The sequence below is a fragment of the Streptomyces sp. NPDC040545 genome (genome assembly GCF_055595065.1).
The window spans coordinates 179,123-191,348 of sequence record NZ_JBVIWA010000004.1; the positions used below are offsets into that span (position 1 = coordinate 179,123).

Annotated in this window: 11 protein-coding genes; 4 read left to right on the top strand and 7 right to left on the bottom strand. The window is 72.3% G+C overall.

Translation table 11 applies throughout. The features are described from left to right. Nucleotides 1–116: 116 nt before the first annotated feature. On the bottom strand, nucleotides 117–974 hold the full coding sequence (gene map / locus ACZ573_RS11330; protein ID WP_301371533.1) for a type I methionyl aminopeptidase: 858 nt from the start codon (nucleotides 972–974) through the stop codon (nucleotides 117–119). A gap of 71 nt (nucleotides 975–1,045) precedes the next feature. On the opposite strand from map, the gene ACZ573_RS11335 reads away from it, so the two are divergent. Continuing rightward, nucleotides 1,046–1,291: a hypothetical protein gene (locus ACZ573_RS11335; RefSeq protein WP_471302184.1), complete on the top strand. Its 246-nt coding sequence runs from the start codon at nucleotides 1,046–1,048 to the stop codon at nucleotides 1,289–1,291. A gap of 3 nt (nucleotides 1,292–1,294) precedes the next feature. On the opposite strand, the gene ACZ573_RS11340 is transcribed toward ACZ573_RS11335, so the two are convergent. Further along, nucleotides 1,295–1,906 (bottom strand): hypothetical protein, encoded by a 612-nt coding sequence (locus ACZ573_RS11340; protein ID WP_471302187.1) that lies wholly within the window; start codon nucleotides 1,904–1,906, stop codon nucleotides 1,295–1,297. Nucleotides 1,907–2,000: 94 nt separating this feature from the next. Here ACZ573_RS11340 and npdG point away from each other — a divergent pair, with 94 nt between their 5' ends. Both npdG and ACZ573_RS11350 read left to right on the top strand, forming a co-directional pair. Next, nucleotides 2,001–2,705: an NADPH-dependent F420 reductase gene (gene npdG / locus ACZ573_RS11345; protein WP_301371536.1), complete on the top strand. Its 705-nt coding sequence runs from the start codon at nucleotides 2,001–2,003 to the stop codon at nucleotides 2,703–2,705. 169 nt (nucleotides 2,706–2,874) lie between these two features. Further along, the gene (locus ACZ573_RS11350) at nucleotides 2,875–3,066 is read left to right on the top strand and encodes a hypothetical protein (protein ID WP_471302189.1); all 192 of its coding nucleotides are present in this window, start codon (nucleotides 2,875–2,877) and stop codon (nucleotides 3,064–3,066) included. 54 nt (nucleotides 3,067–3,120) lie between these two features. Here ACZ573_RS11350 and ACZ573_RS11355 read toward each other — a convergent pair whose 3' ends face one another. After that, the gene (locus ACZ573_RS11355; RefSeq protein WP_471302191.1) at nucleotides 3,121–4,788 is read right to left on the bottom strand and encodes a hypothetical protein; all 1,668 of its coding nucleotides are present in this window, start codon (nucleotides 4,786–4,788) and stop codon (nucleotides 3,121–3,123) included. 144 nt (nucleotides 4,789–4,932) lie between these two features. Further along, the gene (locus ACZ573_RS11360) at nucleotides 4,933–5,733 is read right to left on the bottom strand and encodes a site-2 protease family protein (RefSeq protein ID WP_471302194.1); all 801 of its coding nucleotides are present in this window, start codon (nucleotides 5,731–5,733) and stop codon (nucleotides 4,933–4,935) included. A 73-nt stretch (nucleotides 5,734–5,806) separates the two neighbouring features. Here ACZ573_RS11360 and ACZ573_RS11365 point away from each other — a divergent pair, with 73 nt between their 5' ends. Beyond that, nucleotides 5,807–9,121: an ATP-binding protein gene (locus ACZ573_RS11365; RefSeq protein ID WP_471302197.1), complete on the top strand. Its 3,315-nt coding sequence runs from the start codon at nucleotides 5,807–5,809 to the stop codon at nucleotides 9,119–9,121. Nucleotides 9,122–9,177: 56 nt separating this feature from the next. Here ACZ573_RS11365 and ACZ573_RS11370 read toward each other — a convergent pair whose 3' ends face one another. The 3 genes from ACZ573_RS11370 to panB all read right to left on the bottom strand — a co-directional run bounded on the left by ACZ573_RS11370 (nucleotide 9,178) and on the right by panB (nucleotide 12,037). Then, a complete protein-coding gene (locus ACZ573_RS11370; RefSeq protein WP_471302199.1) occupies nucleotides 9,178–10,029 on the bottom strand; it encodes an ABC transporter permease in 852 nt (283 codons plus the stop codon). After that, the gene (locus tag ACZ573_RS11375; RefSeq protein ID WP_471302201.1) at nucleotides 10,026–11,039 is read right to left on the bottom strand and encodes an ATP-binding cassette domain-containing protein; all 1,014 of its coding nucleotides are present in this window, start codon (nucleotides 11,037–11,039) and stop codon (nucleotides 10,026–10,028) included. Before ACZ573_RS11375 ends, ACZ573_RS11370 begins: the two co-directional genes overlap by 4 nt. A 119-nt stretch (nucleotides 11,040–11,158) precedes the next feature. Beyond that, nucleotides 11,159–12,037 (bottom strand): 3-methyl-2-oxobutanoate hydroxymethyltransferase, encoded by an 879-nt coding sequence (gene panB / locus ACZ573_RS11380; RefSeq protein ID WP_471302204.1) that lies wholly within the window; start codon nucleotides 12,035–12,037, stop codon nucleotides 11,159–11,161. Nucleotides 12,038–12,226 lie beyond the last annotated feature (189 nt).

Below are 12,226 nucleotides of genomic sequence, written 5' to 3' on the forward strand. Positions count from 1 at the left end.
AGTCCTCGGACAGTCTGCAGTCTGCAGTCTGCAGTCTGCAGTCTGCAGGAACAGGCCGGGCCCGGTGCACAGGTGCACCGGGCCCGGTCGCGATCGCGGAAGGACCGCTGGAACGGCTAGGGGAGGGTCAGGATCTCCGCGCCGGAGTCCGTGACGACCAGCGTGTGCTCGAACTGCGCGGTCCGCTTGCGGTCCTTCGTGACGACCGTCCAGCCGTCCTCCCACATGTCGTACTCGTGGGTGCCCAGCGTCAGCATCGGCTCGATGGTGAAGGTCATGCCGGGCTCGATGACGGTGGTGGCGTGCGGGCTGTCGTAGTGCGGCACGATCAGGCCCGAGTGGAAGGACGTGTTGATGCCGTGGCCGGTGAAGTCCCGGACGACGCCGTAGCCGAAGCGCTTCGCGTACGACTCGATGACCCGGCCGATGATGTTGATCTGGCGGCCCGGCTTGACGGCCTTGATGGCCCGGTTCAGCGCCTCCCGGGTGCGTTCCACCAGCAGCCGCGACTCCTCGTCCACCTCCCCGCACAGGTAGGTCGCGTTGTTGTCGCCGTGCACGCCGCCGATGTAGGCGGTCACGTCGAGGTTCACGATGTCGCCGTCGCGCAGGACGGTGGAATCGGGGATGCCGTGGCAGATGACCTCGTTCACGGAGGAACACAGCGACTTCGGGAAGCCCCGGTAACCGAGCGTCGAGGGGTAGGCCCCGTGGTCGCACATGTACGCGTGGGCGACCCGGTCGAGCTCGTCGGTGGTCACCCCCGGCGCGATCAGCTTCGCGGCCTCCTCCATCGCCTGGGCGGCGATCCGGCCGGCGATGCGCATGGCCTCGATGGTCTCGGCCGACTGCACCTCCGGTCCGGTGTACGGAGCGGGCGCGGGCTTGCCCACGTACTCGGGCCGGCGGATGTTTCCGGGAACGGAACGGACGGGAGAGAGCTCGCCTGGTACGAGCAGCGACTGGCCAGACATGCGAGCGAGTGTATCCAGCGGGGATGGGGCAGCATGGCGGGATAGAGAGGTATGAGAGGAGCCCGACGACGATGGCCCTGTTCAAGAAGCGCCAGGTGGGCAAACCCGGCGAGTGGTACTACTGCCTGGTCCACCAGAAGGTCGAGGAAGGCCCCGACTGCCCGGCCAAGGACCGGTTCGGGCCGTACGGCACCCCGGAGGAGGCGAACCACGCCATGGAGACGGCGCAGGAACGCAACCTCGAATGGCAGAACGACCCCAAGTGGAACGACAAGACCCGCGAGGACGAAGAGGGCACCACCGGCACGGGCGCGTAGCCCCTACCAGCGGCTGGGCGGCGGCGCGGTCAGGTGGTCGGCCAGCCGCGCCAGCCGGTCCCTGAACCGGCGCGGTCCGCGCCGCACCGGCACGGTGTTCTCCCCGGCCGCCGCGCTGACCAGGTGCTGCACGGTGTCCAGATCCATCCCGTCCTGCGGCACCGGTGCCGGTACCGACAGCGCGTCGTGGGCGAGCGCGCCCAGATCCGGGTCCCCGCCGTCCAGGGACAGTACGGTCGCCCCCGCGCGCCGCGCGTCGTGGACGCGCTCCAGCAGCCCCGCACCCGGTGCCCCGGGTGCCACCACCAGCAGCGTGTGCCCGTGCCGGGCCGCCGCCAGCCGGCCCAGCCCCACCGACAGGTGCGGCGGCTCCCCGGGCCGCACGTGGTGGCGTACGAGGGTGGGCGCCAGCTCCGGCAGACCCGACCAGGCGGCCTCGTCCACCAGGTGCGCCGCCAGATGCCAGGGCTCGTAGCCCTCGGTCCCCACCAGCAGCAGGTGACCGCCGCCCGGCACGACGGACCGGCGCAGCGATCCCGCGAAGCGGCGCGCGGCGCCCGGCCACTGCGTACCGGCGAGCACCTCACGCAGCAGCGCGACCCTCACGGCGTCCATACCGGCATCCTGCACCATGCGGGCGACACGGGGAGCGGTTCCTTCCCCTTCGCCACCCTTCGGCTGTGGGCTACCCGGCAGTACCCTCGCCCCCATGACTTCCTCAGACAACACGCAGAAGCCGCCGGTCAAGGACCCGTGGGAGCTGCCGGACGTGTCCGGCCTCGTCGTCGGTGTCCTCGGCGGCACCGGTGACCAGGGCCGGGGCCTGGCCTACCGGCTCGCCCGGGCCGGCCAGAAGGTGATCATCGGCTCCCGCGCCGCCGACCGCGCGCAGACCGCGGCCGGTGAACTGGGCCTCGGCGTGGAGGGCGCGGACAACGCCGAGTGCGCGCGTCGCAGTGACATCGTCATCATCGCGGTGCCGTGGGAGGGCCACGCCAAGACCCTCGAAGCGCTGCGCGAGGACCTCGCGGGCAAGCTCGTGGTGGACTGCGTCAACCCGCTCGGCTTCGACAAGCAGGGCGCCTACGCCCTCCAGGTCGAGGAGGGCAGCGCCGCCCAGCAGGCCGCCGCCCTGCTCCCGGACTCCCGCGTCACGGCCGCCTTCCACCACCTCTCGGCCGTCCTGCTCCAGGACGAGTCGATCGACGAGATCGACACCGACGTGATGGTCCTCGGCGAGGTCCGCGCCGACACGGACATCGTCCAGGCGCTGGCCGCCCGCATCCCCGGCATGCGCGGCGTCTTCGCCGGCCGCCTGCGCAACGCCCACCAGGTCGAGTCCCTGGTGGCCAACCTGATCTCCACCAACCGCCGCTACAAGGCCCACGCGGGCCTGCGCGTCACGGACCTCTGACCCGCCCCGACGCCACCCCCGGCGGGCCGGGCCCGCAGGCCCGGCCCGCCGGACCTGACCGCCGGGAAACGGACCGGATGCGATCACGGCGCCCTTACGGCAGCACTGCGGGGCATGGGGGACACTGGAGGAGCTCGGCCCCGTTCAGTGTTTTCGAGGAGCTCTTCCCATGCCCCGCCTTGCCGTCTTCGCCCTTGTCGTCTGCGCCTGTGCGGTGGCCGCGGCCGTCGTCGCCTTCGTCGAGGGCAGCTTCCTCGGGATCGTCTGGGTGCTGCTGGCCGGCCTCACGTCCAACATGGCCTGGTACTACCTGCGCAAGGCGAAGGCCGAGAAGGCCTCCGCCGCGCGCAACGCCGTCTAGTGCTGTGACCCGGCGAACCTTCCCGGCCACAGCACCAGGAACTGCCCTGGCCGGTCAGACGGCCGGGCCGAAGCCGGTGACCGCGGGATGCGGGGCGGTCGTGCCCGTACCCGGGAAGACGGTGACGTGGCCGGTGGCGTCCGCGGACCACAGGTCCGGCAGGCCGTCACCCGTGAGGTCGCCGTCGGAGCCGACGCGCGGGTGCGCGGCCGGGGTCAGGGTGGACAGGACCGGCCCGGCGGCCGGGTCCGTGAAGGCGGAGAAATCCGGTGCGTCCGCGGTGCCCTTGACGGAGAAGGCGCGGATCGCGCCGTCCGACCGGGAGCGTGCCCACAGGGTCGGGAAGTCCGTACCCTGCGCCCGGCCCGGGGTGAGCAGGTCGTAGCCGGCCCAGCGGGTGTCGTCGCCGGAGAGGAGCGTGGCCGTCCGCAGCCGGATGCCGCCCCGCTTCGCGAGCCACAGCCGCCCGTTCTCGACGAACAGCAGGGAGGTGCGGGGCAGGAGGCCGTCGGCCGTGCTGTCGCCGGTGGGCGATCCGTACGCGGCGATCTGCGTGACCTTCGACCAGTCCGGACCGAACCCGTGCTGAGCGCAGTCGATCACCGAACCCGCCGGGTCCAGGCACTGGGTGGGCTTGTCCACGAGCGTCGGGCCCTGGTCCGTGAAGTGGCCCGCCCCGTCGTTGGCGAACCGGTAGACGTAGGTCCCGCCGGGGGCATGGGCCATCAGGTCGTCGACGCTCTGCTCACCGAAGGACCCCCGGTGGGTGTACTGGACGCCGGCCCAGCTCTCGCCGCCGCCCGGGGCAGCCAGGCGGCGGGCGTTCGCGGGGTCCAGCGGGTTCGCGCCCCGCTTGCGGAGGTTGCCCGCCGCATCCGGGACGAGGACGTCCGGCTTTCCGTCGGCGTCGATGTCGCCGAAGGCGGCGGGCTTGGTGGCGGCCTGCGCGTAGTAGTACGCCTGCGCCTGGCCGAGGTTGCCCGCGTTGTCCATCGTCTGGACGTACACCGCCTGGCTGCCCCAGGTGGCGGGCTTGACCTTGATGTCGGCCGAGCCGTCCGCCAGCCGGACGACGCGCGAGTCGGTCGCCTCGTCCGCGCAGCTCCAGCCGACGCCGAAGACCGGGGTCGTCTGCCAGCGCGCGCAGGCGATTCCCGAGCCGCCGTCGGTGCCCTTCAGGGTGAAGGTGGCCTCCTCGCCGACCTTCTTGGGGGTCTCGTCCGTGGTGACCTCGGCGGTCGGCGGGGTGTGGTCCACGCGGAAGTAGCACCAGGCCGTGTACGGGCTGGTCAGCTTCCCGTCGGTGGCCCGGGCCCGCCATGCGTACTGGCCGCCGTCCTTCAGCAGGTCGCGGGAGAGGATCGTGGCGGCCTCGGGGTAGGTGGACCACGAGGTCGGGAAGTCGGTGCGCTTGCCCCCGTACGACGTGTCCCACAGCTGGAACGTCGTCTGCAGCTGGGCGTGCGACGCCGAGGTGGCGGTGACCTTGGTCGTGACGTCGCCCAGGCCGATCCAGCCGGCTCCGGATCCTGAGTACGGGTCGGTGTAGCAGCCGGAGTACTGCTCCTCGCCGGCGAAACCGGGGGTCGGGCCGGTGCGGGGCGCCGTGACCTTGGGCGCCGCCGGGTCGGCGGCGGCCGAGGCCGGCGCCGCGGCGGCCAGGCCGAGCGCCAGCGACAGGGCCGCCGCGGGCAGGGCGCGCAAGGGTGTTCTGAGTGGCATGTGTGCGAAATCCCCCTGGTATCACTGCTGTTGACCGGTCGGATCAGTCGCAGTATTTCCGAAAGGAATAGCAGATCGCACTGACATTTGATCGGGTGAGCGCCCCCGAGGGCCGGGCCGGGCTCTCCGCCCGGCGCCGGGCCGTCAGTCCTGCGGGACGGCACAGACGCCGTCGGTGTCCCGCCAGAAGTTGTAGAGGTCGCGGCCGCAGTACGTTTCCAGGTCCGAGACGCCGAGCGCGGACATCAGGCCGTCCACCGCGCCGAAGAAGAACGCGTTGACCCCCGGGATCCACAGCAGCGCGAACACGGCCAGCAGCCCGAACTGCGCCAGCGGCTCCATCTCGCGGCGCACCCGGTACGACAGCCAGGGCTCGATGACCCCGTAGCCGTCCAGGCCCGGTACCGGCAGGAAGTTCAAGATCGCCGCCGAGACCTGCAGCATGGCGAGGAAGGCGAGCGCGTAGCGGAACGCCAGGGGCACCCCGTCGAGGGCGTCCAGCCAGAACGGGGCCGTGCACACCACGGCGAAGGCCACGTTGGTCAGCGGGCCCGCCGCCGAGATGAGGCTGTGCTTCCAGCGCCCCTGGATCCGGTTCCGCTCGATGAACACCGCGCCGCCGGGCAGGCCGATGCCGCCCAGGATCACGAAGATCACCGGCAGCACGATGCTGAGCAGCGCGTGCGTGTACTTGAGCGGATTCAGCGTCAGGTACCCCTTGGCGCCCACCGTGAGGTCACCGCCGTGCAGGGCGGTGCGGGCGTGCGCGTACTCGTGCAGGCACAGGGAGACGATCCACGCAGACGTCACGAAGAGGAACACGGCGAGTCCGGGGCTCGCCGCGTACCCCGTCCACACCGCCCAGCCCGTGACGGCCATGATCGCGAAGATGCCGAGGAATACCGAACTGATGCGCCGCTCGCCGCGGCCGCCCTGATGACCCATGCCGGGAAACCTATCCCGCGGCCCCGGCGGAAAAGGGTGCGGGTCCGGTGCCGGGTGCGGGGACAATGGGCCGGTGCGTTACGCGATCCTCGGAACCGCCCAGGCCATCCACGACGACGGGACCCCCGTCGCCGTCGGCGGAGCGCGCCTTCGGGCGCTCCTGACAGCGCTCGCGCTGCGGCCGGGACGGGTGGTGCCCTCCCGGCTGCTCGTCGCCGAGGTGTGGGACGGCGATCCGCCGGCCGACGCGGTGGCGGCCCTGCAGGCGCTGGTCGCCCGGCTGCGGCGGGCGCTCGGGCACCCGGCCGTGCGCTCCGCGGAGGGCGGCTACCAGCTGGCCGCCGAGCGCGAGGACGTCGACCTGTACCGCTTCGAGCGGCTGGTCCGGGCGGCAGGCCAGGCGCCGGACCCGGCCGGGGCGGCGGCCCTGTACGAGGAGGCCCTGGCCCTGTGGCGCGGACCGGCCCTCGCCGACCTGCCGGACCCGGCCGCGGAGGCCGCGCGCTGGGAGGCCGTACGGATGGAGGCGCGCCGGGGGCGGCTCGCGACGGCCCTGGCCATGGGCGAGGCGGAGCGGTGCCTGCCGGAGCTGACCGCGATGTGCGCGCAGCAGCCGCTGGACGAGCCGCTGCACACCCTGCGCATCCGGGCCCTGCGCGACGCGGGCCGCCCGGCGCAGGCGCTGGCCGCGTACGAAAGCCTCCGCCGGGAGCTGTCCGACCGGCTGGGCACCGACCCGGGCCCGGAACTGCGCGCCCTGCACGCCGAACTGCTGACCTCGGACGCGCATCCGCCGACCGCTGCTGCCGCCGGCGCGCCCGGCGCCGCCGTGCACCCGGCGGCGGCCCCCGCGTCCGCGGGAAACCTGCGGGCGCGCCTGACCACCTTCGTCGGCCGTGAGGACGACATCCGCGTCATCGGGGACGACCTCGCGCGGGCCCGCCTCGTCACGCTCCTCGGGCCCGGCGGCGCCGGCAAGACGCGGCTGTCCCAGGAGGCCGCCGAGGCCCAGGACGAGAGCGCCTGGCCCGACGGGGTCTGGCTGGTCGAACTCGCTCCCGTCGACGACCCGGAGGACGTCGCCGAAGCCACCCTCGCCGCGCTCGGCGCCCGGGAGACCAAGCTGCGCGGCGCCGCCGCCGAGGAACTGCGGGCCTTCACCGAACGCGTCGGGGACGACCCCCTCGACCGGCTCGCCGAGCATTGCGCACGGCGCCGGCTCCTGCTGCTGCTCGACAACTGCGAGCACGTCATCGGCGCGGCCGCCGCCCTCGCGGAACGCCTCCTCACGCACTGCCCCGACGTCCGGATCCTGGCCACCAGCCGCGAACCCCTCGGCGTCCCGGGGGAGTCCCTGCGCCCGGTGGAGCCGCTGCCCGACCCCATAGCGCTGCGGCTGCTCGCCGACCGGGGGGCCGCCGCCCGCGCCGGGTTCACCATCGAGGAGGACCCGGCCGCGGCCGCCGAGATCTGCCGCCGCCTCGACGGTCTGCCGCTCGCCATCGAGCTGGCCGCCGCCCGGCTGCGGCTGCTCACCCCGCGCCAGATCGCCGACCGCCTCGACGACCGCTTCCGGCTCCTGACCAGCGGCGCCCGTACCGTCCTGCCCCGCCAGCAGACCCTGCGCGCGGTCGTCGACTGGTCCTGGGAGCTGCTCGACGAGGCCGAACGCACGGCCCTGCGCCGGCTGTCCGTCTTCGCGGGCGGCTGCGACCTCGCCGCCGCCGAGGCCGTCTGCGCCGACCCGTCCGACCCCGCCTCCTACGACGCCGCCGACGTGCTGGGCTCCCTCGTCGACAAGTCCCTCGTCGTGGCCGCCCCCGGACCCGACGGCCTCGGCATGCGCTACCGCCTGCTGGAGACCGTCGGCGAGTACGCCGCCGAACGCCTCGCCGAGACCGCCGGCGACCGCGAGGCCACCGAGCACCGCCACCTCGTCCACTACCGCGAGCTCGCCCGCACCACCGAGCCGCTGCTGCGCGGCCACGGCCAGCGGGCGGCCGCCGACCGGCTCGCCACCGAGTACGAGAACCTGCGTACCGCCCTGCGCCGGGCCGTCGCCGTGCGCGACGCCGACGAAGCCCTGTGCCTGGTCCACTCGCTCGGCTGGTACTGGCACATGCACGACCTGCGCTCCGAGTCCCGGCACTGGGCCGAAGCCACCGCCGCCCTCGGCCCCAACCCCTTCGATCCGCCCTTCGTCGCCGCCGAGCCCGTCTACGAACGGCTCGTCGACACGCCGCCGCCCTACTCCGGCGAAACACTCACCGAGGGCTGGCGCGCCCTCAACCTGGTCCTGCTGGCCTCCCGCGACCAGACCAACGAGACCTGGAACACCCCCTCGGTCCGCGCCCTGATCGACGGGGTCCTCGCCACCTACCGGCCCGGACTGCCCCAGACCTGCCGGCCCCCCGCCTCCCTGTGGATCTACGCCGTCATGATCGCCGGCGACCCCGGACTGCTCCAGCGGGTCGTCGACGCGACCGTCGGGACCGCCCGCGAGCTCGGCTACCGCTGGGAGCTGGCCTCCGGACTCCAGCTGCGCGCCAACATCCTCGCGAACCGGGCCGACTGGGCCGGGGACGCCTCGCGCGACGCCGACGAGAGCCTGGCCCTCTTCCGCGAACTCGGCGACGCCTGGGGCTGCGCCGAGGCGCTGTCCGCCCGCGCCGAGGCCCGGGAGAAGCGCGGCGAGTACGTACTGGCCGCCCGCGACTACCAGGAGGCGATCGCCTACGCCGAACGCCTGGGCGCCATGGCCCAGGTGACGGTGCTGCGCGTACGGATGGCCGGGACGCTGACCGAGGCCGGCCGGATCGAGGAGGCCGAGCGGATCCTCACGGAGATCACCGCGAAGGTGCAGCGGTACGGCAACGAGGCCATGCCCGCCGCCCGGATGTTCCTCGCGGGCATCCTCGGCCGCACCGGACGGATCGCCGAGGCGCGCGACCAGCTGCAGCTCCTGCGGGACGAGTTCGCGTTCGGCGCGTTCGCCATCTTCGACGGCTTCCTGCTCGGCACGATGGCCTGGCTCGACAACCGCCAGGGGCGCTACGAGGAGGCCCTCGACCGGCTGCGCCAGGGCATGGACACCGTCCTGGACCCGATGGCGCGGATGGTGGCCCCGCAGATGCCCGCGGTCTACCTGCTGATGGCGGCCCTCTCGCTGGTCTCGCTCGGCGGTTCGAGCCGGGAGTACGACGCCGCCAGGCTGCTGGGCGCCTACCCGGCGCTGCTGCCGCCCGCGCACTTCCCGGTCACGACGGAGCGCGAGGACCACGCCCGCGCGCAGGAGCTGGCCCGGGCGGCGCTGGGCGACGCCGTCTACGAGAAGGCGTACGCCGAAGGCGGTGGCCTCTCCCTGGAGGAGGCCACCGCCCTCATCTGATCCGGCCCCCGGCCGGTGCCCGTCCGGGACGCGATCCGAACGGATCGGTCCGCGGATCAGGTCTTCTGGCGGAACTTCCGTACCGCGAGCGGCATGGTGATCGCGGTGATGGCCAGTGACCAGACCAGCGTCATCCACACGGAGTCGCCGACCGGAACGCCGTTGATCAGGGAGCGGGCCGCGTCCGCCAGGTTCGACAGCGGGTTGTAGTCCGTGAAGGACTGCAGCCAGCCCGGCATCGTGGTGGGCGGGGCGAAGATCGAACTGCCGAACTGCAGTGGCATCAGGACCATCATCGCCATGCCCTGGACGGCCTGCGGGGTCTTCATGGTGAGGCCGAGCAGGACGAAGATCCACATCAGCGAGGCGCCGAAGACGGCCGACAGCCCGATGGCGAGGAACAGGCCCAGCACCGAACCCTTGATCGACAGGCCGAGCAGGAAGCCCACGGCGAGCAGGATGGTGATGGCGACCATCATCCGGCCGAGCTCGACGACGATCTTGGCGATGAGCACCGACGACCGGGCGATGGGCATGGACCGGAACCGGTCCATGACGCCCTTCTTGAAGTCGTCGTTGACCCCGGTGCCGACACCCATGGCGATGTTCATGCCCATCATGGCCATGAGGCCGGGGACCACGTAGTTGACGTACTCCGCCTGGTTCCCCTTGCCGGAGATCGCGCCGCCGAAGACGAACACGAACAGCAGCGTGAAGATGATCGGCATGAACACGACGTCGAACATCGACTCGGGATCCTGCTTGATCTGCAGGGCGTTGCGGCGCACCAGGGCGCCGATGTGCCGCAGATTGCCCCGCAGGCCGATCCGGCCCTCGCCGTGCGCGGTGGCCACCGGGGCCGGACCGGACGCGGTGGGAGCGGGCTTCGTCGTGGTTACGGTGCTCATGCCGCGACCTCCTCGGTCTTCTCGGTGGGAACGCAGTCCTCGACGGAGGCCGGCTTCTGGCCGGTGATGGCCAGGAACACCTCGTCGAGGCTGGGCAGGTAGGTGCCGAGGTCGGCGATCGCGTACCCGCGGGCGGCCAGCAGACCGACGACGGCCGTCAGCTGCTCGTCGCTGAGGATCGGGACCAGCAGCACGCCCTCGTCCGGTACGGCCTGGCTGCCGGCCACGCCGTCCAGACCGGCCTCGGCCAGCGCGCGGGCCATGCCCGGCAGGTCCGAAGCGGCCACCGGGCGGATCTTCAGGGTGCGGCCGCCGACGCGCGCCTTCAGCTCGTCGACCTTGCCGTTGGCGATGACCTTGCCGCGGTCGATGACCGTCAGCTCGCTCGCGAGCTGCTCGGCCTCCTCCATGTACTGGGTGGTGAGCAGCACGGTGGCGCCCTCGGCGACCAGGCGCTGGACCTCGTCCCACACCTCGTTGCGGGTGCGGGGGTCGAGACCGGTGGTCGGCTCGTCCAGGTAGAGCACGGCCGGGCTGCCGATCAGGGAGGCGGCGAGGTCGAGCCGGCGGCGCATACCGCCGGAGTAGTTCATGACGGCCTTCCTGGCCGCCTCGGTCAGGGAGAACCGCTCCAGCATCTCGTCCGCGCGGCGGCGGGAGTCCTTGCGGGAGAGGTCGAGCAGCCGCCCGATCATGTAGAGGTTCTCCCAGCCGGAGAGCTTCTCGTCGACCGAGGCGTACTGGCCGGTGAGGCCGATCGTGCGGCGCAGCTGCCGCGGCTGGCGGACCACGTCGAAGCCGGCGACGGTCGCCGTCCCGGAGTCCGGGACGATCAGGGTGGAGAGGCAGCGGACGAGCGTGGTCTTGCCGGCGCCGTTGGGGCCCAGGACCCCGAGGACCGTGCCCTCCGGTACGTCCAGGTCGACACCGTCGAGGGCCTTGGTCTCGCCGTAGTGCTTGACCAGCCCCCGTACCTCCACGGCGTTGGGCTTGTTGTCGTTTCGCGTCATGCCCTCATGGGACCAGCCGCCACTGACAGAGCACCGACAGCCGACCGACAGACGTACGACAGACATACGACAGCCCCCCGACACGAGGTCGGCGGGCTGTCGGGCCGTTGCTCACCGCATCAGTGGAAGGCGTGCTCCGCCTGGGGGAACGTTCCGCCGACCACGTCCTCGGCGAAGGCCTTCGCCGCGCCCGTCATGGTCTCGCGGAGCTTCGCGTACTGCTTGACGAACTTCGGCATCTTCCCGCCGGTCAGGCCCATCATGTCGGTCCACACCAGGACCTGCGCGTCGCAGTCGGCGCCCGCGCCGATGCCGACCGTCGGGATGTGCAGGGAGCGGGTGACCTCGGCGGCCAGCTCGGCCGGGACGAGCTCCAGCACCACCGCGAACGCGCCCGCGTCCTGCGCCGCCTTCGCGTCGCGCAGCAGCTGGTGCGCGGCCTCGTCGCCGCGGCCCTGGACCCGGTAGCCCATGGCGTTGACGGACTGCGGGGTCAGACCAAGGTGGGACATGACGGGGATGCCGGACTGCACGATCAGCTCGGTCTGGGCCAGCGAGCGCTCGCCGCCCTCCAGCTTCACCGCGCCGACCCCGGCCTCCTTGACCAGACGGGTGGCACTGCGCAGGGCCTGCACCGCGCCTTCCTGGTACGAGCCGAACGGCATGTCGCCGATGACCAGCGCACGGCTCGTGCCGCGTACGACGGCCGCCGAGAGCATGGTCATCTGGTCCATCGTCACCGGGACGGTGGACTCGTAGCCGAGGTGGCAATTGCCCATGGAGTCACCGACGAGGATGACCGGGATACCGGCCTCGTCGAAGACGGACGCGGTCATCGCGTCGTAGGCGGTGAGCATGGGCCACTTCTCGCCGCGTTCCTTGGCGAGGGTCAGGTCGCGGACGGTGATGCGCCGGGTGCCCGTGCCTCCGTACAGGGTGGGGGAGGCCGACGGAGATGCTGCTGCGTGTTCGCGGGCAGGCGAAACGGCATGCGTCATTGCAACTGCTCCTTGTGTCATCTCGAGGCGCCCTTACGACGTCCCCGGACTCACCCCCCATGGTGGCATCCGCGCGGGCAAAGGCGGAAGTGGTCCGTAGTGCGAGCCTGGCCACGGGATCCAATGTGCGCGTTTCGTGACAAGCGGAACCCCCTGCGCACGGCCGTTCGTCCTCCCGGACGTACGACC

Coding starts and splice junctions, on each gene's coding strand:
- map (WP_301371533.1), bottom strand. CDS start 974: ATGTCTGGCCAGTCGCTGCTCGTACCAGGCGAGCTCTCTCCCGTCCGT.
- ACZ573_RS11335 (WP_471302184.1), top strand. CDS start 1,046: ATGGCCCTGTTCAAGAAGCGCCAGGTGGGCAAACCCGGCGAGTGGTAC.
- ACZ573_RS11340 (WP_471302187.1), bottom strand. CDS start 1,906: ATGGACGCCGTGAGGGTCGCGCTGCTGCGTGAGGTGCTCGCCGGTACG.
- npdG (WP_301371536.1), top strand. CDS start 2,001: ATGACTTCCTCAGACAACACGCAGAAGCCGCCGGTCAAGGACCCGTGG.
- ACZ573_RS11350 (WP_471302189.1), top strand. CDS start 2,875: ATGCCCCGCCTTGCCGTCTTCGCCCTTGTCGTCTGCGCCTGTGCGGTG.
- ACZ573_RS11355 (WP_471302191.1), bottom strand. CDS start 4,788: ATGCCACTCAGAACACCCTTGCGCGCCCTGCCCGCGGCGGCCCTGTCG.
- ACZ573_RS11360 (WP_471302194.1), bottom strand. CDS start 5,733: ATGGGTCATCAGGGCGGCCGCGGCGAGCGGCGCATCAGTTCGGTATTC.
- ACZ573_RS11370 (WP_471302199.1), bottom strand. CDS start 10,029: ATGAGCACCGTAACCACGACGAAGCCCGCTCCCACCGCGTCCGGTCCG.
- ACZ573_RS11375 (WP_471302201.1), bottom strand. CDS start 11,039: ATGACGCGAAACGACAACAAGCCCAACGCCGTGGAGGTACGGGGGCTG.
- panB (WP_471302204.1), bottom strand. CDS start 12,037: ATGACGCATGCCGTTTCGCCTGCCCGCGAACACGCAGCAGCATCTCCG.